Consider the following 20,157-nt stretch of genomic DNA (forward strand, 5'->3'; position numbering starts at 1 on the left):
TCCAACATCGGCGGGTCGGAGATCGGATTTAAAAATCAGCATGGGCCGTGTCACTTATTTTTTTGCTCTGTATTAAATGAAGGGTGGCCTTCATTAGAATGTCGCGCCAGCTGTCCAATGCTCCATCCCCGTTAATGGGGGGGAATAACACCCAGAAAATAAATAAATAAAATTAAGTTGTTGAATTTATTGTTTTTTATTGTTGGTATGGGTTTTGCTTGTATGTGAGGTAGTGATGATATTGAGCATATTGGAGGCTTGTCATGATGATACGGAACAGTCATTCGGAAATATCCCATACACTCCCGCCTTGTAACGCAACATCAAGGTCATTAACCCATATTTCTGGGTCCATATTATTAACGACAGCCTTACTCTTTTTCTCACACAACGCACAAGCGGCGATTAGTTGCGCCCGCAATTTAGAAGCCAATATTGTTGCTCTTGACCAGCCCCTGATGTTTAACCGCTTAGGTGCACAGAATGTGAACGGCATGATGTTCGCTCTGCGCCGAGACGTGGTGGATAGCAATGATGTTCCTTTGGCCATGGGAGGCGCTGCAGTACCCGGTGGCGTGACCTTGAGAGCCGATAAGCGACCCCGGCCACTGGTATTGAAGGTGGCTGCCGGTGACTGTTTGACGGTGAACTTGCAGAACCTATTGGCCAATCAGTCCAACCCTCATAATGCCGATGTAGCCGAGTTGCACATTGATGAACAAGTCGCGGATCGGCATGTCGGGTTTGAAGTGGCCGGTATGCAGGCAGTGAACACGATTGGCGATATTGCCACTTATGTTGGTCGTAACGAGAGTGCTTTGTTAGCCCCAGGTGCTAGTCGCACTTATACCCTTTATGCCGAGCATGAAGGTGCTTTTGCTGCAACTAGCTATGGGGCCACCTTAGGCGGTGAAGGTACTAGTGGTAACGTGGGTAATGGCCTGTTTGCGCAAGTTATTGTGTTGCCAAAAAGAGCCAAGGTTTACCGAAATACCCTGACCGAAGAAGAGATGCGATTAGCCACCACCGCTAGGACACCTGCGGGGCAGCCGGTGATCAATTATGAAGCTCGTTATCCCATGACTGAACCTTGGTTGACCGAAGGTAAGGCTGGATTACCTATTCTGAACCTAGTGGACGGTAACGAGATTATTGCCAGCCATACCGATACCGTTGTCATGGGGCCTAATGCCGATGGTAGCTTTCCGCCTGAGACTTATCCGTTGGAAAGTATCGGCAAACGAAACCCCGCCTTGCCCAATCGACTGGAACCCTTTCGCGACTTTACTGCGGCCTTTCAGGATGAAGTTGCTGTCGCGCAGGCATTCCCTGGTTATTGGGCCGATCCGGTATTCGGTCATGTGTTGGCGCCAGTGCGGGATGCGTTCATGATCAACTACGGTGCCGGTGGCTTGGGCTCGGAGCTGATTGCCAATCGGCTCGGTGTTGGTCCCATGCATGATTGTATGTCGTGTGCTTACGAGGAGTTTTTCCTCAGTGCGCATACCGTTGGTGATGTGGCCATGTTAGTGGATGTGCCTGCCAACGTTGGTTTGGAACAGATGCGCCCTGGTGAAGTGCCTCCGGCTGACAGCATAGGTATTAAGGCTACTATGGCTTTGTATCCAGCCGAACCCTCTAACGTTAGTCACAGTTATCAGGGGGACTTTGTCAAAATACGTAACACTCACTCGGGTATTGAAAATCATATTTTTCACTTACATGGCCATCAGTGGCTGTTCAACCCCAATGATGATAACTCCGATTACTTAGATGCTCAGGGCCTAGGCCCGGGATCGGGCTATACCTATGAAATTGCCAACGGCGGCTCAGGTAACCGTAACCGTTCGGCCGGTGACTCTATCTACCACTGCCATTTTTATCCGCACTTTGCTCAAGGTATGTGGGCGATGTGGCGGGTGCATGATGTGTTTGAAGAAGGTACTCGTCTACAGGTTTCCGAAGACGGAGATGATGGTTATCACTCTGAACCTTTTGCTTTGCGCAGCGGCCTGCCCGCGGCAAACGCGCGCGCCTTGCCCGATGGCGAAATAGTGGCGGGCACTCCTATACCGGCAATCGTGCCTCTACCGGGCAAGGCCATGCCGCCTATGCCGGGTAAGGTGACTGTGGTGACCAAGTACGGCAGTGACCCTGAAGATGATGATGAACTAGTCGCTGTGGGTTCCGTTGCTTTGGTAGATCGCAGCGAGGCCAATCGTAACGCCGATGGTAATCTGAAAAATCCAGGCTTCCCGTTCTGGATTGGTGGGATTGAGCACACTGTCGGCCAGCGGGCACCTACGCCGCCGTTAGATATGCTAGAGCCTGCTACTGCTCAGGCATTAAAAGATAGCGGTAATAGCTTGTGGGCAGCACTCGATCCTGCACAGGTAGACGGTTGGAATGGTGGCTTGCCTCGTCACGCGCTGCAAGGTTGGTCGAGCGGCGGCGAAGCCGAAGTGATCACCAGCGCGCTGGATTTTACTAAGGTTATCACCCGTGCCAAGCCGGTTTTCTTTCCAGAAGAGGGGACCGATGTCGAACAGGCAGCCATGGCATACCATGCCATGGCTCAGCACCCCAGTTTTACGGTGTTACCGAATGGTGAAGTGCAGCCGAGAAGCTTTTTGACCAACGGTTCTCCCCCAGTATCTGGGGCTCCTTTCTTTGAGCCCTGTATCGATGATCGGCAAAAACGTTTGACCCAAACGTCAGGTCCTGGTGAATTTGTCAGCGGCGAACGGGCGGATGGCATGTCTTTTACCGGCTCATCCCAATTTACTGCCGACAAGCCCCGCATTTATAAAGCCGCCAATATTCAAATTGATGCGGTGTTCAACAAGGTGGGGTATCACTATCCACAGACTCGGATGCTGGCGCTGTGGGAAGACGCTTGGCCCATCATCAATAAACAGCAGCCACCAGAGCCGTTGGTGATGCGACTGAACACCTTCGATTGCGCTATGTACCAGCAAACCAACCTGATCCCTGCCTTTTTCGAGCTGGATGACTATCAGGTGCGCACACCGACTGATGTGATGGGGCAGCATATTCACTTACCTAAGTGGGATCAGACGTCTTCCGATGGTGGGGCTAACGGCTGGAACTATGAAGATGGTGTCTTGTCACCCACTACAGTCGTTGAGCGTATCGCAGCGATTCGTGAGTACAATCAGTGCCAGAGCAATGATCCACGCGAAGGGACAGATGCGTGCCCTGAGGCCAAGGTGCATCCTTATTTTGGCCAGTTCAATCGCAGCGACTGGGTAGGGGCGAGAACCACTATGCAGCGCTGGTTCGCCGATCCTGTGGTGAATATTCATAATATCGATCGCGGCTTGGGCAATATTTTTACCCATGATCATTTTTCTCCTTCAACCCATCAACAATTGGGACTCTATGCCACCGTATTAACTGAGCCAGCTGGTTCTGAGTGGTTTCACTCGGAAACTGGTGCGCGCCTGTATGATACGGCGACACGCCAAGATGGCGGCCCCACCTCTTGGCAGGCTGTGATTGCCACAGGTGATCTTAACGGTGATGGCAAGAACGACAGTTTCCGAGAGTTTTTCTTGGAGTACAGTGATTTCCAACATGCTTATGAGGCCGGTGTCTATGTCGGCGCGGGCCCAGATGGTGTGCCTAACGCTGACGCCTATCCGGCGACGAGCGATAGCTTCCGCTATGCCATTAACCCGCCAGTGCGCCAAGGAGCCAGTTCTTTGCTGGAATCTGTGGTGGATGCGGAGGGCGGTCAAGTACCCGGTTGTCCAAGCCGACCTTGCCCGCAGGCGATCTCGGTCGAAGACCCCGGTATTTACACTGTTAACTATCGTAATGAGCCGCTGGGGCTGCGTATCTATGATCCGGAACGGCTGGCGCCTGATGGCAAACCGGGTATGCAGGCTGCAGGACTGGCTGGTGACCTGTCCTACGCACTGCAAAGTCGTACCGACCGAGCCATACCCGCATTGAACCTAGCACCCAGTGCCATTACCTCGGCTGTGGGACCTACCGGTGGCACAACTCACTTCCCACCCCACATCAACTATGGTGGTGATCAGCCTGGTGATCCTTTTACCCCATTACTGCGTACCTATTCTGGGGATAATGTACGGTTAAGAATACATGCGGGTGGGTATGAGGAGGCACACAACGTTGCCCTGCATGGGGTTAAATGGCTGCGTACCGGCACCGGTTACGGCTCTAGCTCTAACTCCGGCTGGCGTGCTTCGCAGATGGTAGGTCTCTCGGAGCAATTCGGTTTTGCTGCCCCAGTGGCCATGCTCTCAAGCTCGGACTCAGAGACAGGTGACTACCTTTATTCCATGAGTGCATCAGCAGAAGGTTATTGGAATGGTATGTGGGGGATCATGCGTAACTACACCAACAGCCGCAGTGATTTACTCCCCTTACCGAGTAACCCAAAGCCGCTGGCGATGCGTAACACGGCGGACTTTAATGGGTCCTGTCCAATTTATGGGCCAGATCCCAATGGTGTTGGGAACAGAATAACGCCACAGCGCAACTACGAAATAGTGGCCGTGCTGGCTAACGATATCCTAGATAACCCTTTAGGGCTGACGATAGGTGACCCCAGTGGTAACGGCCTGCATGTGGGTGGCCCGCTCAATCCTGCTGGTGGCACCTTGGTTTATAACTCACGTTTAGTGAGCATACCTGAGGCGAGTGTAATAGATGATGAAACAGGTGAAGTTAGCGTGATTGGTGGTCAATCTGGACCGCTGCATGATCCCACAGCCGTCATGTATGTACATAAGTCCGATCTGGATCCTCAGACCGGTAAGCTGAAAGCGGGCGTACCTATTGAACCGCTTATGCTGAGAGCGGCCGCCGGTGATTGCGTTACCGTCACATTAGAAAACAGATTACCAATGGAGATGCCCGATTTACCTAACTTCTCTGTGATGCCAAGCGTGGTTAAGCGTGACCGCTTTGCGAATAAAGGAGTCACGGCGTTTAACAATAATCTGATGCGACCTTCCAGCCATGTGGGCTTACATGCACAATTGCTGGCTTATGACATCACTAAAGGAGACGGTGCTAACGTGGGTATTAACCCAGTACAGACAGTGCCGCCACGCGCAGCGGGAGCTCTTGAGTATCCAAGCCGTAGTTATCAGTATTATGCAGGGCACTATGAACGAGAAGGGCGACCCGTTGCTCGTATGGGACGTAATGTCGATCGGATCATGACGCAGCCTATCGAGTTCGGTGGTTTGAATCTGATGCAAGCGGATCCTATCAAGCAGCCACAGAAAGGCTTGTCGGCGGCCATGGTGGTCAGCCCCCTTGGGTCTACTTGGACTGAAGATGCGGGCATGCGCGCTGCAGCAAGAGTACAGCCCTTGGGTAAACCGGCCTATCGTGACTTTACCTTGCTTTGGCAACGAGGGCTGAACATGCGTTGGGCCAATGGCAAACCGGTGGAAAATATGGCACCGGAAGGCTTTGGGGTACCCGCGGATCCGGAAGATAACTCAGGCATGGCGATCAACTATAAGAGTGAGCCGCTTTGGTACCGATTTGCCAAGGCACCCGATGCTCCCTTTGGTCGTGCGGGGGGCCATGGTTGGGGGGATATACCCAACGCTCATATGGCTTACAGCAATGCTTTAACCGGTGCGGACCCCGAAACGCCGATATTGACCGTCGCTCCTGGGCAACCGTTCCGTACCCATGTGCTGCAAAGTAGCTCTGCCGGTCGCTCGGGAAGTTTCCAGCTGACGGGTCATGTGTGGGGACGCATGCCTTACATAGCCGAGAAACAGGACGGTTATGGTTATCCGATGAAATACCCAGGTATAGGGTCTGTGGCCTTTGGTTATAACCCGCTGGACATTTATACCGGGGTTCAGGAACACATTCTGCCGGCGGCTCATTTCAGCATGATGTTCCCGAGTGCCGGTGGTGGGAATGCAGTGCCAGGAGACTATTTGTACCGAGATTTTGCGGGAGGTGGTAATGCCAACGGCTTATGGGGCATCTTGCGGGTCGAAAACCAGCAGTCTGTACCCGTGACACCTCCGCCTGCAGATAACGGCAGACCACCGCGAGGTGATCGGAACCGAAGATAGTCATTAACTTAAGCCCGGAAATGGATTCCGGGCTTCTTAAGTGTGAGGGATAGGCCTGTGAAACTATCATCGATATTTTATGTGCTCTGTTGCGCGGCACCTTTGCTGGCTACCCAGCTTCCAGTGCAGGCGACCGAGACCACCACTAAACCATCGGCGGCTGTTGCTGCCGCCCACCTTGTTCAAAACGCCGAAACCGAGGACATGAATCACCTGCAGCGGGATGGCGTTGACATCGACTTTGAAATCCGTCCCCTTGGTAACGATGCTATGCCGACAGAAGGAAAGTTGGTCGATATCCGGTTTCGTCTTCGCGATGCGACTACGGGGCAACCCATTTCCGGTCAGGTACCCGGTGCTTGGCTCGATGCGGCCCAAAGTGTTCCCGAGGGGGGAGATTATCAATCGCAGTGCAAGTCCAGAATCGGTTATTACCTCAAGGGGCGTATGGGAGCGCGTCCGCTGATTGACTTTAATAGTTACTATCTACTGGTACTCAATCAAGACGCCAGTTTAACGGTGATAGACCCGTCCATTTCGGTGGGGGGGATCACCAGTACCCTAAGTCGCATCGCACTCAAGCGTGCCCCCATGGATTGGGTGGCAAGTACAGATGACAAGCGACTGTATGTCTCCATGCCCAACGCCGGAGAAGTGGCGGTGATAGATACCAACAGCTTTAAGGTGTTGACCAATATAGCGGCCGGGCCCGATCCGATCCGGGTGGCACTACAGCCGGATCAGCGTTATTTATGGGTCGGTAACGACAGTCGCCATGCGGAGCAGGGCGGAGTGACCGTCATTGATACCCAGAGTTTGGAGCGGGTAAAAACGCTGATCACCGGGGCTGGGCATCATGATATTACCTTTAGCGACGACTCTCGTTATGCCTTTGTCAGCAATCGGGATGCGGGAGCCTTGACGGTGTTTGATGTAGAGACATTGAGTCAAGTAGCGAAAATCAATACTGGGCCGCATCCCTTGGCAGTGGCATTCTCGCCTTTATCGCAGGCTGTTTATGTCAGCGATGGCAAGGACGGCACTGTGACTGTGGTCGATGCGCGTAGTTTGCAGGTGCGCAAGGTCATTCAAATCGGTCGCGGCATAGGACCCTTGCGGTTTAGTCAGAACGGCCGCTTTGGCATAGTACTCAACACCATGGAAGACAGCGCAACTATCATAGACGCGGCAACCGATGAAGTGCTGCATAGTGTTGAAGTGGCGGCTGAACCTTATCAGCTGGTATTCACTCGTTCTTATGCTTATATCCGCGGGCTTGCCTCATCCAAAGTCTCCATGATTAGTTTGTTATCTTTGGGCGAAGGAAAAACACCCACAGTCCAGAGTTTCGAAGCGGGACCTGCGGCGCCCAAGCTGGCTGGGGATCTTCCCATCGCCACCAGCTTGGCACCGGCAAGGGAAGACGCCGCGGTGTTCGTGGTTAATCCCGTGGACAACAGTACCTACTTCTACACTGAGGGGATGAACGCCCCCATGTTTAGTTACCTGAATCGTGGGCATGCGGCGCGGGCAGCCAAGGTGATAGATCGCAGTTTACGGGAGGTAGAGCCCGGCGTTTACAGCACCCGAGTTAAGCTGCCGCCGGCCGGTCAGTTTGATGTGGCGCTGATGCTCAACCAACCGGAGCTGACGCACTGTTTTTCTACCGAGGTGGCACTCGATCCGGCACTGGTGCAGCAGTTACAAAAGCCCAAGGTGGAGTTTATGTGGGATAAACCCTTGATAGCTGGCTCCCCGGCTAAGATACGAGTGCAGTTGACGCAGGGGCGAGACAGTCAGCCGCTGAGCGGCGTTGCTGATTTACGGCTACGTTATTTTCTTGCTCCTTCTTCTCGTCCGCGTGAAGTTGAAGTGCTGGAGGTGGGGAAGGGCCTCTATGAGGCCAAAATTGAACTAGAATCAACTGGAGCCTATTACTTGCATCTGGCTTCAACCTCTCTGGGGTTGGGATTTAATGACCTGCCTTATACGAGCCTACGCACACAAGCCGCCACATTGAAGACGGCACAGTCTCGTTGATGAGGTGAATTAACGTTACAGGAGTAATGATCATGAAAGGATGCAGCAACACACGCACAGCTAAGTTATTTACTCTGATGACCATAAGTCTGCTCAGCGCGTCAGTGCAGGCGCATTCTCCTGAACAGCACGCGCATGCCCACGCCGAGCCTACTCAGGCAGCGGATACCACAGTGCATTTCGTCGAGGTGCCCCTGCTCGACCAACATGGCCACACGGTCAACCTCAAGCAGGATCTGGTGGCAGACAAGCTAGTGGTGATGAGCTTTGTTTACACCAGTTGTACGACAGTGTGCCCAGTGGTGTCCGGATTAATGAAGCAGGTACAAAGCCTGCTGGGGGAGCGGGTCGGAGCTGAGGTGCAGCTGGTGTCCATCAGCGTAGATCCCTTACGTGATACTCCTTCTCGGTTGCAGCAATATTCGCAGGGTTTTAACGCGGGGGACGGCTGGATCTGGCTTACCGGCACCACACAATCGATAAACCAAACTCTAAAGGGGTTGGGCGCTTGGGCCGCGGATTATGAGGCCCATCCACCCTTGATCATGGTCGGTGATGGCCGCAGCAATAACTGGTCGCGATTCTATGGTTTTACTGCTCCAGAAGTATTGGTCGCCAAGGTAGACGAGCTCAGCAGCGCTCGTCATTCGCTGGCTAAACAGGATCCCGCTATGCATACAGGAGCGCATCTATGAGATTTATTACCACTAGCGCGGTTTTGCTGAGCCTGATGATGAGCCCTCTCTACGCCCATGAACATCATGGTGATCATATTGAAGGAAAGAGTGAAGGGGCTGAGATGAAACCCACGAGTGCGCCAGTTGAAGTGAGTGCGCCTCAGGATGCGCGTAGCTACTTTACCGATACGGTATTGCAGAACCAGCATGGAGAAACGGTGCGTTTCTACAGTGATGTATTGCAAGATAAAGTCGTGCTGCTCAATGTGATCTTTACCCATTGCGATGATGCCTGTCCCTTGATAACCCGCAAGCTGAAGGAGGTACGGGAAGCCATGGACGAAAAGACGGCTAAGCAAGTGCATTTTATTTCCATTACCAGCGACCCTTTAAACGATAAACCCGAAGTACTGCAGGCATTTATACGCAAGCATGAAATAGAAAGCCCGAATTGGACTTTTCTAACGGGTGACAAGGCGCAGGTCGATTTGGTGTTGTCTCGTCTTGGGCACTTTATTGCCAGCCCTGAGGCTCATTCTACTTTGCTGATTGCCGGTGATGTGGCGAATAAACGGTGGAACAAGATCCAGCCCGATGCTCCGGTACCCGCAATAGCACAGCGTTTAGAGCTGTTGACTGAGCCTAGGCACTAATCTGATGCGTTATCGGCGTTGGTTGATGGCCAGTCTCCTCTGCCTGAGTGGGCCAACAGGTGCCCTTGAACTGAGCCCGCAAGAAATGGCAGGCAAGCAGCTGTTTCTGCATGGCTCTGGCTCGGGGGACAGTATCATCCAGGCTCGAGTTGGGGCTGCAGGCTCGCTATTGCCAGCTTCGGTAATGCCTTGTGCCAGTTGCCACGGCGCAGACGGGCGGGGTCGACCGGAAGGCGGAGTTCGTCCGCCGTCTATTCTCTGGCGGCGGTTGACCCTTTCTTATGGCGGGCGGCTGAGTCATGGCCGTACTCGACCCGCTTATGACGAGCAAACCTTTGCCCGTGCCGTAGTTGAAGGGCGAGATTCGGCAGGAAAACTGTTGAATCCGTCCATGCCCAGATTTGTGATGTCGCAGCGTGATATGAACAATTTGACTGCCTATCTGAAACGATTGGAAGAGGACGATGATTTCGGGTTGGAGGATGACAAATTGCGGATCGGTAGTCTGCTTCCTCTGACAGGGAGCTGGGCGGAAATGGGAACAACAGTGGAAGCTGTGCTTGAGGAGGTGCTGGCGCGGATTAATGATAATGGTGGTATTCATGGCCGCCGGCTTGAGCTGATTATCCTAGATTCCGGTGAAACTAAAGCCAGTGCCGAAGCGGCATTGGATGAATTACAGCAGCAAGGACCCTTTTTTTCTTTACTCGCACCACTGGAGACGACCTTGGAGGAGGGGCTGACAGAATGGGCCGAGGCGATGGGAATTCCGTTGATAGGGCCGCTTGGCCCACAGGTGGAGTACCGCCAAAGTGCCATGGTCTTTCATCCTTTAGCTGGCTTGCGTGACCAACTGCTAACCTTGGGTGAATTTGCCGGCGACATGCTGCCCGCCAGTGAACGCACTGCCCTCATTGCCTATTCAGATCAGGCTCATCAACGCGAACTAGCGGAGTCTTTAGCAGAAAAGCTACGCCGCTCTGGCTGGCTTGGGGTGCAGCTGTTGGATAGCCGCCAGCAGAAAGAGACCATTGCTGTCACCGCAGCGACAAACCCGGCGTTATTTTTCATTGGTGCATCAGAAGACTTTGTCGACTTGGCAGAGCGATGGCATGCGTCTGGGCTGCGTCCTTATCTGTTTGCGGCTTCAGGTCAAGTTGCAGGGGAAGTCTTTAATATTCCGAGTTCTTTCTCCGAGCGGGTGTTTCTTGCTTATCCTTTTTTACCCAGTGATTGGAGTCCCGCCGGCGCTTCTGAGCTGGCCAAGATTCGGCAGAAGCGCCAACTCAGTGGCCGAACTACCACACTGCAGGTACAAGCCTATTGTGCTGCGGTGTTACTGGGTGAAGGCCTCAAGCGTGCGGGTCGTGATGCCAGCCGAAAAAAATTGGTGGCGGCAATTGAAGCCCTTTATGGTTTTAATACTGGGCTGAGTCCAGCTCTGAATTTTGGTCCAGGGAAGCGGGTTGGGGCTGTGGGTGCTCATGTAGTGACGGTAGATCTTGAATATCGACGCTTTCGGCCTTTGGGGCCTTATCTGCGTATAGAGGACTCGCTATGAAGGGAATCAAAATGGGCATATTGATGCTCTTATGTTGCGTTCAGGCAAGCTCCGTTTGGGCTCAAGTTGTGGGTGTGGCAGCCAAGGTGAACGGAGTCGAGATCAGCAATTTTCGACTTGAGCGTCATTTTGCTGATTATTTGTTGGCCCAAGGTCGTAGTGTGGGCGCTATCCGCAGTCCCAATGTGTATAAGCGGTTCCGGAAAGAAGCGTTGGAACAGCTGATAGATAAGGAACTCTTGTGGCAAGAAGCACAAAAACGTGGCCTTAACGTGGATCCGGTGCGGGTGCAGAGAGAACTGAAAAAATTAAAAGCCGCTTTCGGCAGTCCGGAAAGTTTTGCTCGGCGGCTGGTGCAAGAAGGGTTTGACGAGTCAAGTTATACGGATTATTTAAGGCAGGAGCTAGCGGCCATGATGATGCTGGAGGCGCTCACTCCGGTGTCTGCGCCATCAGCAGCAGAAGTGGAGCGGCTTTATCAGCTGAACGTGAAACAGTTTGAGCGTCCGGAGCTGATACAGGCCAGGCACATATTGCTTAAAGTCAGTACAGCATCGGATCAGGAATCTGTTGCAGAGGTGCACAAGCAAATAACGAGCTTACAACAGCAATTAAACCAAGGCGCTGACTTTGCCGCTCTGGCGCGCCGTTATTCGCAAGACAGTACGGCGGAGCAGGGCGGTCTGCTGGATGATTTTCAACGAGGTGACATGGTTCCGTCATTTGAAACGGCGGCCTTTGCCTTGTTACCGGGAGCCATCAGTGAACCGGTATTAACCCAGTACGGTTGGCATTTGATCAAACTCGAACAGCGTCATCCCGCTGTAACCATGCCACAGCAAGAAGCGAAGGAGCTGATCCTACGACAGCTTGCTAGCGAACAAATCAACCAAGCTCGCACTGCCGCACTTGTACAATTGCGGGCTGATAGTGAGGTTGTAATCTTGTCTCGCTAATAGTGAATTAATTCCCCAATGTCGGGTAATTTACCCGACTCCCCCGACCTTTCCCCATTTTTGGGTGCTCGCTCGCAGTATCTAATGAAAACATCGGCTATTCCTATGATGTAGAGAATAAATTAACTATATTTTTCTGGCGTGAATTATGCATATTAATATTGGCTGGAGTGCTCTTATGACAAAACAATCCCCATAAAAATTTAGGAGTTCTACTTTATGAATAACAAAGTGTTGATCGTCGAGGATGAGCTTATTTTTGGACAGAACCTCAAGCTCTATCTCGAGGCTCAGCAGTTTGACATCCAAATAGCCAGAGACGGAGCCAGTGCTATTAACCTGATAAAGGGCAGTTTTATGCCCGACATTATCGTACTCGACTTTCGTTTGCCCGATATGCCGGGGTTTCAGGTATTAGATGAAATCCGCCAATACTGGCATGGTCATTGTGTATTAATGACGGGAAACCCTAGCAGTGAAGTGAGTGCACAAGCTATTCAGTACGGCGTCAAGTACATACTGTTTAAACCCTTTCCGCTAGCAGAGTTGGCGTGTTCAGTTCGAACCTTAATAAATACCAGCCAGTATCAAAAGCAGGATAGCGTTAGTCAGTCAGGCCTAACACCGAAACGCAGGCGCCATCAAAGCAGCCACTTTCCGTTACAGATGTATGATGGCACTTGGATATATGCTGACCGACGTCAGTCTGATCAGGCTGACAATTTAGATGCCAACAGCGCTGAAAAAGAATCAGTCAATAATAATGATCCAACATAATATGTGAGGGAAGGTCATGGATAGACGATCCTTAATGATGGGGCATACATTAGATAATTTGACGGTGTCGGCAATACCCATCATGCCTCGTTTCGATACCGGGTTGTTAAGTCAGGCCAGAGTCTTGTCCGCTACAAGCGGACGCCAACTCTTGGTTGAACTGGAAGAGCTGGCGGGGCTAGCGCCGGAGGAATTTGCGCTAAGCCTAGGTAAAACCCTGCATTATCCTGTGCTGGACGGTGAATATTTGTTTTCATGCCCCCCTTGTTTTGAGCGAATTTCGCTGGCGCAAGCGCTCAAACGAAAGTTTGTCATGATCAAGCAGGATCAGCAACGAGTGGGGGTGTTTTCCGATCCGTTCGACGATGCCGGCATCGCTTGGATCGACAGTTGTTTGGACGGTGCACCCTTGTACTTGGTGCACAGAGACGCTCTGATTGCTTATCTCGCCCTTCACGAAGAGACTTATCAGGCCGTTGATATTCTGAATGCTGAGGCCGACCTACATGATAAAAGCGACAGTTTTATGGAAGACTTGTCGCTGACCAGTATTAGCGAAGATCCCAGCTTGGTGATTAAGTTGGTTAATTCAACTCTTTACGATGCTCTAAAAATACATGCCAGTGACATTCATATCGGTATGACAGGTCAGGGACTGGTCATTAAATACCGTATCGATGGTGTGTTGAATAATATCAGCCGAGTCCATGGTAATGATATTGCCGAACAAGTTATCTCCCGCGTTAAAGTGATGGCCGAATTAGATATAGGCGAAAAGCGGGTGCCTCAAGATGGCCGTTTTAAGATTGCAATAAAAGGCCGACAAATAGACTTTCGCGTCTCTATTATGCCCAGCATTTTTGGTGAAGATGCGGTGCTGCGAGTGCTCGATAAACAGGAGCTGGCGGACAGCACACAGGGGGTTCGCCTTGACACCTTAGGTTTTGAAGACACCACCCTGCGCCATCTGCGGCGGCTGGCAGCCGAGCCCTATGGCATGGTGCTGGTTACCGGCCCCACGGGTAGTGGAAAAACCACCACACTTTACGCCATGTTGACGGAGATTAATCATGGTGTAGATAAGATCATCACGATAGAAGATCCTGTCGAATATCAACTTTCCGGCGTGCTGCAAATCCCCGTTAATGAGAAAAAAGGACTGACCTTCGCTCGAGGGTTGCGTTCTATTTTACGTCATGACCCAGATAAGATCATGGTTGGCGAAATTCGTGATCCCGATACCGCTCAAATAGCGGTCCAGTCAGCGCTGACCGGTCACTTGGTGTTTACCACCATTCATGCCAATAACGTGTTTGACGTCATCGGTCGTTTCACTCAGATGGCCGTGGATCCCTATAGCTTTGTGTCTGCATTGAATGCGGTGCTCGCCCAACGTCTGCTGCGTTTGGTGTGCCCGTCCTGTGCCGCATCGGTTACTCCTAGTGATGAAGAACTACAAGCCTCGGGTCTGAACAGATCCAGCGTCGAGCATTTTCATTTCGTACAAGGCGCCGGTTGCGGCCATTGCCGTGGTACCGGTTATCAAGGCCGCACGGCCATCGCCGAGCTATTGCAATTGGATGACGAGCTACGCCAGTTGATTATTGACCGCAAACCGATAGCTGAACTCAAGGAACTTGCCTGCCGCCGAGGATTGATTCTGCTGCGCAGTTCGGCGCTGGCGCTGGTGCGTGAGGGACGAACCACTCTGGAGGAGATCAACCGTGTCACTTTTGTCGACTGAACGTTATATCGCCATCTTGGGCGCTGATGGAGTGGGTTTGTGCCGACGATCCAAGGATGGTCTGGTGTGGCTAGGGCGTGTTGATAATAAAGAAGAGGCTCGGTCGAGCTGGTTAGCGGCCACGGAGGCGCTTACATACTTACTGGAACAGGTGCCGAGTCAGCGCAAAAGCGAACTTTGTATACTGGTTTCCAATCATTTTATCCGCTATTGCCTGCTGCCTTGGAGTGAGCAAATCGATTCGCTTAGGGAGCTGAAAAGTTATGCCGAAATCTGTTTTGAAGAGATTTACGGCTCCTTAGGTAATGAGTGGTATTTTCGTTTTTCCCCCCAAGCTAGCGGCCAAGATCGATTAGCCGCGGCGATGCCAGCGGCCTTGATTGCCGGTTTGCAGCAGAGCGCGAATGACAGAGGTTGGCGGCTGAGATCGATACAACCTTATCTGATGGCCGCATTCAATCGGTTCGCTAACGCACTGCCAACGCAGGATTTCCTATTTATCCTAGCCGAACCCAAGCGCAGTACTTTGTTGCTGGCACAGGGCGGACATTGGAGCCATGTACGTTCGCTGTCGAGTATTGATTCCGATCAGGCGCTGGGGACCTTGATTGCGCGAGAAACTGAGTTGCAAGCGCTCGATGGCATGTCGGCGGCACCCGTCTATTTTCATGCCCCCGACCGAGTCAAAGCGTTCCCCATACCTATTTGTGGAGTGTCTACCTACCCTCTTAGCCTGCCATTGTCTGAGGCCAGCGAGGATTATCTATATACCATGGCCATGGCGGTGATCTGAGATGCGCACACTCGAACTCGATTTTCATTCTCGTCCCCAAGCCAGCCTGCTGGGCTGGAGCTTGTTGGTCGTGGGCATACTCGTCGTTGTGGTCAGCCTGTTCTACCAATGGCGGTTAACCACGGCCATTGGCGTTCAGCAACATGAATTGGCTCGGGCTGAACAGGTATTACCGGGGCATAACATGGCCAATGGAACCGGCACAGTTGCGCTAAGTGTGATTCAAGAAGCAGAACTGAAAGAAATTCGTCGTGTTTCCGAACAGATGAATCGTCCTTGGGAAGGATTGTTGACTATGCTTGAAAAGGTGTCACGTGAGAACGTATCTTTGTTGCTGCTGGCGCCGGATGCACACAAGCGGCAATTGCGAATCTCGGCGGAATCTCGTGACTTGCCGGCCATGCTGGCCTTTCACCGTCAGCTGGAACAAAGCGATGAGTTAAGCGATGTTTCTCTGCTCAGTCACGAGATAGTAAAAAGCGTTGCCGAGCAACCGATCCGTTTTAACCTATTGGCGACTTGGGAGGTGAACCATGAGTATCCCTAAGTTGATCCTGCAAGAGCAGTGGCAACGATTAGGTCGGCCGGGCTGGGTTGGTAGCCTCTTGCTGCTGTTGGCTATCGGTTATTGTGCCTTGGTGTTATTGCCTCAGCGGCAACATTTAGCGGGGCTTGAGCGACGCACCACACAGGCTGTTGAATACCGTCTGCGATTGGATCAGGGACTGGATCTACCGGTGGCGGCGCCTGGGCAGCAAGTGGATGATTTTTATCAGACTCTGCCCGCACAGCTGGATGCCACGGCGGCTATCGATCGTATCTACGCGCTAGCAAATAAAGAACGTATTGCTTTGTCTCGTGGTGAATATGCACTGGGAGTGGATCCTAAAACTCAGCTGGCGCGCTATCAGATAGTGTTGCCGGTGAGTGGTAGCTATCCTCAGTTGCGGCGCTTTCTCCATGGTTTATTGGCCGAATTACCCGCAGTTGTGTTGGAAGAAGTGGATTTTAGGCGTAAGCAAATTGCCGACACTCAACTCGAGGGCCGTATTCGCATGACGCTTTATTTGTCGAGGTTGTAATGCATAACCGCAAGCGGCTGTACTGGATAATTTTTTTTGGCTTGGCCGGCATTATTGCCGTTATTCCCGAGTATTTTTTTACGGAAAAGACGGATGTAATTGGCGTGACCCAGGCGGATTTCTCGTTGGATAAGCAAGGGCAATTAGCTGCATTACGTTCTGGGCCTGAGTCGACAAAGAGCGGCAAGCAAGAGCTGGGGATCACAGCGAAGGGGCACAATATAGCGGTTAATACCGATCTTTTTGCCTCTCATAGTTGGTATGTGGCTCCACAGCGAGCGCCCGTGGTAGTGGCCCCCGTTTCGTCACCACTACCGCAGCCCAAGCCCATGACTCCACCTTTGCCTTTTCGCTTTATCGGCAAACTGGATGACAGCCAAAAGGTACGTGTGTTTTTACAGCAAGGAGAAAAAGTTTATGTCGTTAGTGTGGGGGATGTGATTGACGGTACGTACCGAGTAGACGGAGTCACCGATAACTTGATGACATTGCTCTATTTGCCTTTGCAAGTGACTCAGTCTCTGAGTGTAGGGAGCAAACTATGATAATACCCGCCAGAGTTAAGGATGACAGAATGGCGTTAGACCGTATGTATTTATCGACTGTGATATCAGTTACTGGAGATCAGAGATGGGTGAGCAGGTTACTGGTGAGATATTCGTGGCGCTACTGGCTAGTTATGGTGCCTATGCTGATTTTGCTGGCCGCATGTGCAGGTTCGGCTAAACATCAAGGGGTGACATTAATTGAATCTGGCCAGTACGAAGATGGACTGGCGATGTTGGAGCAGAGTGCCGCCGCCGCACCAAGAGACACTGGGTTACAACTTACGCTGGCTACCCAGCGTAAAAAAGTATTAACCACTTTGTTAAGCCAAGCTGATCTGGCGATTCATGGGCGAAACTTTAGTGCGGCACGACTTGGTTATCAGCGAGTACTGGGTATTGATTCTTATAACGCCAGAGCCGAAGAAGGCTTGCGTCAGTTAGATCAGATGCATTACATCGGCGATATGCTGCGCAATGGACAAACCGCACTCCGGCGCGGTGATTTAAGTGGCGCCGAACAACAGATGCGAGCAATTTTTGCGCTGGATCCTAAACATGAAGGCGGGCAGCAATTACAGCGCAATATTGAGGCGATCAAGGCACGTACTTATGCGCCTTATCCCCAGTTGCGTTCACGTTTAAACCGTCCAGTGACGCTGGAATTCAGAGACGCCAATCTTCGGGTTATTTTCGAAGTTTTGGCCAGTACGGCGGGTATGAATTTTATCTTTGATAAAGATATAAGGCCGGATATCAAGGCTTCTATATTTGTGCGACAGGTGAGTATTGAGGATGCTGTTTCCCTGTTATTGCAACAGAATCAGTTGCACCAGAAGGTGGTCAACGATAACACCATTCTTATTTACCCTGACTCGCCACAAAAACTGAAAGATTACCAAGAGCTGGTAATGCGCACTTTTTATCTGACCAGTACCGATGCCAACTCGGCACTCAATTTAATCAAGACCATGCTTAAAACCCGCGATGTTTTTATCGATGAGCGGCTCAACACGCTGACTATGCGAGATTCGGCGGAGGCAGTACGCATGGCTGAGATGCTGTTGTTGGCGCAGGATCAGGCGAGCCCAGAAGTGGTGCTGGAGCTGGAAGTAATGGAGGTCTCCCAGCAGCGCATTCTGGATCTGGGCTTGCAATGGCCCAATACCTTTGGTGTGCTCAGCGATGATGGCTCAGATATCAGGATCTTGGATCAGTTGCGTGGCATAGATGCGGGGCGCATTAGTATTTCACCTTCTCCTCAGTTAAAGATTAATGCGCAGGATAAAGATGTGAATACCTTGGCCAGTCCGGTGATCCGGGTCACCAACAAAGAGCAGGCTAAAATCCATATCGGTCAGCGCGTCCCCATTGTCAGTGCTACTTCAACACCCTCCACACAAGGCCCAGTGATTACCGAAAGTATCACCTATTTGGATGTAGGTTTGAAATTGGACGTGCAGCCGACTATCTATCTTAACGATGAGGTGGGTATAAAAATATCCCTAGAGGTGAGTAATGCCACGCCGCTACGGCCCACCAATACCGGCACTATTCCCGTGCAAATAGACACGCGCAATGCGACCACCACCTTGCGACTACGCGATGGTGAAACGCAACTGCTGGCAGGTTTGATGCGAAATGATCATTCTTCCAGCGGCAATAAGGTTCCAGGACTTGGGGATGTACCAGGTTTGGGGCGCTTGTTTGGCAGTAACCAGGATATCGTTGGTAAATCTGAATTGGTGTTGTCTATTACTCCGCGCATCGTGCGTAATTTGCCATACCGAAGCCCCAGTGACATGGAGTTTGCGAGCGGTACCGAGAGCCATTTGCAGCTACAGCCCGTGGTGGTGCCGGTATTTTTCAGTGATACAGAATAGTGTTCGCCGGTTTTTAGGAGGCGTTATGTCACAGGGATCGAGAGGTTTTTCACTGATTGAGATGGTGATAACCATGGCACTGGTCGCGTTAATTGCCAGCATGGCGTTACCTATGACAGAAACTGTGATCCGTCGTGGCCATGAGCAGGAGTTGAGAACGGCCTTATATCAGCTGCGTGATGCCATTGATGCCTACAAGATGGCGGCAACGGCGGGGCATATCCAAACGGCGGCGAATGAAAGTGGTTATCCGCCCTCTCTGCAAATATTGGTGGAAGGCGTACGAGATGTGCGAGATGTCAAAGGTGGGAAAATATATTTTTTACGGCGCATACCGAGAGATCCTTTTGCTGATCAGCAACGACAAGTAACCGAACACTGGGGGCTGCGTGCCTATGATAGCCCAGCAGAAGATCCCAGATCTGGAGATGATGTCTTCGATGTGTATTCATTGGCTCGGGGGCAAGGGCTCAATGGTGTTCCTTATCGGGCATGGTGACTTATGAAACGAAGCCGAGGTTTTACATTGATTGAACTGCTGGTGGTGATGGGCATTATCGCCATGCTGCTGACAGTGGCAGGACCGCGTTATTTCACCAGTCTGGAAAAGGCGAAGGAGACCACGCTCCGTCAAAGCTTATCTGTAATGCGCGAGGCGCTCGATCAATATTATGGTGACACTGGCCGTTATCCAGACTCGATAGAGCAATTGGTGGAACAGCGTTATCTACGCAAGTTACCGCAGGATCCTATTACCGAACGCAGTGATTTGTGGGTAATAGTGCCCCCGCCGGAAGGTGATGGAGTGTGGGATATTAAAAGTGGCGCCCCCGGCCAAGCCCGGGATGGAAGTCAGTATGCACATTGGTAATGGCTCTGGCACACAACAGGGGTTTACCTATATAGGAGTGCTATTTCTGGTGGTATTGATGGGGTTGGCACTGGCAGGAACCGGACAGCTCTGGTCACTGGGTAGCTTGCGTGCCAAAGAACGGGAATTACTTTGGGTGGGCACTCAATACGCGCAGGCGTTGCGTAGCTATTATCGCAGCTCGCCGGGGGTGGCTCTGTACCCACAACGGTTGGAAGATTTATTGGAGGATCCTCGATTTCCCCAAGTTCATCGCCACCTGCGCCGCCTCTATCCGGATCCCATGACCGGCAGCCATGACTGGGGATTGATTCTGTCTGTGGATGGTCGTATTGCCGGCGTGTATAGCCGCTTACAGACCAAGCCGTTAATGCAGGCTCACTTTCCCGCCCAATGGAGTGAATTCGAGCATATGAACAGCTATCGGGATTGGCAGTTTGTTGCGGAAAAATCGTTTTTAACGCACTGAAATAG

The 20,157-nt window shown here is 51.8% G+C and carries 16 protein-coding genes; all 16 read left to right on the forward strand.

Annotated features, from left to right (window positions below; translation table 11 throughout):
• Nucleotides 1-266 precede the first annotated feature (266 nt).
• Nucleotides 267-6,101, forward strand: coding sequence for a manganese-oxidizing multicopper oxidase MnxG (gene mnxG, locus R0134_RS03465; RefSeq protein WP_319784294.1), 5,835 nt, complete (start codon nt 267-269; stop codon nt 6,099-6,101).
• Nucleotides 6,102-6,158: 57 nt separating this feature from the next.
• Nucleotides 6,159-8,141 carry a YncE family protein gene (locus R0134_RS03470; RefSeq protein WP_319783484.1) on the forward strand — a complete coding sequence of 661 codons (1,983 nt, stop codon included), beginning with the start codon at nt 6,159-6,161 and terminating at the stop codon, nt 8,139-8,141.
• Nucleotides 8,142-8,173: 32 nt separating this feature from the next.
• Nucleotides 8,174-8,836 (forward strand): SCO family protein, encoded by a 663-nt coding sequence (locus R0134_RS03475; protein ID WP_319783485.1) that lies wholly within the window; start codon nt 8,174-8,176, stop codon nt 8,834-8,836.
• Nucleotides 8,833-9,471 carry an SCO family protein gene (locus tag R0134_RS03480; protein WP_087037305.1) on the forward strand — a complete coding sequence of 213 codons (639 nt, stop codon included), beginning with the start codon at nt 8,833-8,835 and terminating at the stop codon, nt 9,469-9,471. Before R0134_RS03475 ends, R0134_RS03480 begins: the two co-directional genes overlap by 4 nt.
• Before the next feature lie 25 nt (nt 9,472-9,496).
• On the forward strand, nt 9,497-11,032 hold the full coding sequence (locus R0134_RS03485; protein WP_319783486.1) for an ABC transporter substrate-binding protein: 1,536 nt from the start codon (nt 9,497-9,499) through the stop codon (nt 11,030-11,032).
• Entirely contained in the window at nt 11,029-11,988 is a 960-nt protein-coding gene (locus R0134_RS03490) for a peptidylprolyl isomerase (RefSeq protein WP_319783487.1), read from the forward strand. The genes R0134_RS03485 and R0134_RS03490 overlap by 4 nt, the downstream gene beginning before the upstream one ends.
• 219 nt (nt 11,989-12,207) lie before the next feature.
• On the forward strand, nt 12,208-12,765 hold the full coding sequence (locus R0134_RS03495) for a response regulator (protein ID WP_319783488.1): 558 nt from the start codon (nt 12,208-12,210) through the stop codon (nt 12,763-12,765).
• A 16-nt stretch (nt 12,766-12,781) separates the two neighbouring features.
• The gene (locus R0134_RS03500) at nt 12,782-14,509 is read left to right on the forward strand and encodes a GspE/PulE family protein (RefSeq protein WP_319783489.1); all 1,728 of its coding nucleotides are present in this window, start codon (nt 12,782-12,784) and stop codon (nt 14,507-14,509) included.
• The gene (locus tag R0134_RS03505) at nt 14,490-15,302 is read left to right on the forward strand and encodes a hypothetical protein (RefSeq protein ID WP_319783490.1); all 813 of its coding nucleotides are present in this window, start codon (nt 14,490-14,492) and stop codon (nt 15,300-15,302) included. Before R0134_RS03500 ends, R0134_RS03505 begins: the two co-directional genes overlap by 20 nt.
• A gap of 1 nt (nt 15,303) precedes the next feature.
• Complete coding sequence (locus R0134_RS03510) at nt 15,304-15,849, forward strand: hypothetical protein (protein ID WP_319783491.1); 546 nt, start codon at nt 15,304-15,306, stop codon at nt 15,847-15,849.
• Nucleotides 15,836-16,384, forward strand: a complete 549-nt coding sequence (locus tag R0134_RS03515; protein WP_319783492.1) for a GspMb/PilO family protein — start codon at nt 15,836-15,838, stop codon at nt 16,382-16,384. The genes R0134_RS03510 and R0134_RS03515 overlap by 14 nt, the downstream gene beginning before the upstream one ends.
• Complete coding sequence (locus tag R0134_RS03520; protein ID WP_319783493.1) at nt 16,384-16,929, forward strand: hypothetical protein; 546 nt, start codon at nt 16,384-16,386, stop codon at nt 16,927-16,929. Before R0134_RS03515 ends, R0134_RS03520 begins: the two co-directional genes overlap by 1 nt.
• Nucleotides 16,930-17,072: 143 nt before the next feature.
• Nucleotides 17,073-18,812, forward strand: a complete 1,740-nt coding sequence (locus tag R0134_RS03525; RefSeq protein ID WP_319783494.1) for a type II secretion system protein GspD — start codon at nt 17,073-17,075, stop codon at nt 18,810-18,812.
• Nucleotides 18,813-18,837: 25 nt separating this feature from the next.
• Nucleotides 18,838-19,311, forward strand: a complete 474-nt coding sequence (locus R0134_RS03530; RefSeq protein ID WP_087037320.1) for a type II secretion system protein — start codon at nt 18,838-18,840, stop codon at nt 19,309-19,311.
• Between the two features lie 3 nt (nt 19,312-19,314).
• Nucleotides 19,315-19,683, forward strand: coding sequence for a type II secretion system protein (locus R0134_RS03535; RefSeq protein WP_087037322.1), 369 nt, complete (start codon nt 19,315-19,317; stop codon nt 19,681-19,683).
• Nucleotides 19,670-20,152: a type II secretion system protein gene (locus tag R0134_RS03540; protein WP_087037324.1), complete on the forward strand. Its 483-nt coding sequence runs from the start codon at nt 19,670-19,672 to the stop codon at nt 20,150-20,152. Before R0134_RS03535 ends, R0134_RS03540 begins: the two co-directional genes overlap by 14 nt.
• Nucleotides 20,153-20,157: the final 5 nt, after the last annotated feature.

The organism is Oceanisphaera sp. IT1-181, assembly GCF_033807535.1.
In the GTDB taxonomy this organism is placed as follows: Bacteria; Pseudomonadota; Gammaproteobacteria; order Enterobacterales; family Aeromonadaceae; genus Oceanimonas.

What these genes read in the sequence shown, in the direction of transcription:
- mnxG (WP_319784294.1), top strand. Translation starts at nt 267, where the DNA reads ATGATACGGAACAGTCATTCGGAAATATCCCATACACTCCCGCCTTGT.
- R0134_RS03475 (WP_319783485.1), top strand. Translation starts at nt 8,174, where the DNA reads ATGAAAGGATGCAGCAACACACGCACAGCTAAGTTATTTACTCTGATG.
- R0134_RS03480 (WP_087037305.1), top strand. Translation starts at nt 8,833, where the DNA reads ATGAGATTTATTACCACTAGCGCGGTTTTGCTGAGCCTGATGATGAGC.
- R0134_RS03485 (WP_319783486.1), top strand. Translation starts at nt 9,497, where the DNA reads ATGGCCAGTCTCCTCTGCCTGAGTGGGCCAACAGGTGCCCTTGAACTG.
- R0134_RS03490 (WP_319783487.1), top strand. Translation starts at nt 11,029, where the DNA reads ATGAAGGGAATCAAAATGGGCATATTGATGCTCTTATGTTGCGTTCAG.
- R0134_RS03495 (WP_319783488.1), top strand. Translation starts at nt 12,208, where the DNA reads ATGAATAACAAAGTGTTGATCGTCGAGGATGAGCTTATTTTTGGACAG.
- R0134_RS03500 (WP_319783489.1), top strand. Translation starts at nt 12,782, where the DNA reads ATGGATAGACGATCCTTAATGATGGGGCATACATTAGATAATTTGACG.
- R0134_RS03510 (WP_319783491.1), top strand. Translation starts at nt 15,304, where the DNA reads ATGCGCACACTCGAACTCGATTTTCATTCTCGTCCCCAAGCCAGCCTG.
- R0134_RS03515 (WP_319783492.1), top strand. Translation starts at nt 15,836, where the DNA reads ATGAGTATCCCTAAGTTGATCCTGCAAGAGCAGTGGCAACGATTAGGT.
- R0134_RS03520 (WP_319783493.1), top strand. Translation starts at nt 16,384, where the DNA reads ATGCATAACCGCAAGCGGCTGTACTGGATAATTTTTTTTGGCTTGGCC.
- R0134_RS03525 (WP_319783494.1), top strand. Translation starts at nt 17,073, where the DNA reads ATGCTGATTTTGCTGGCCGCATGTGCAGGTTCGGCTAAACATCAAGGG.
- R0134_RS03530 (WP_087037320.1), top strand. Translation starts at nt 18,838, where the DNA reads ATGTCACAGGGATCGAGAGGTTTTTCACTGATTGAGATGGTGATAACC.
- R0134_RS03535 (WP_087037322.1), top strand. Translation starts at nt 19,315, where the DNA reads ATGAAACGAAGCCGAGGTTTTACATTGATTGAACTGCTGGTGGTGATG.
- R0134_RS03540 (WP_087037324.1), top strand. Translation starts at nt 19,670, where the DNA reads ATGCACATTGGTAATGGCTCTGGCACACAACAGGGGTTTACCTATATA.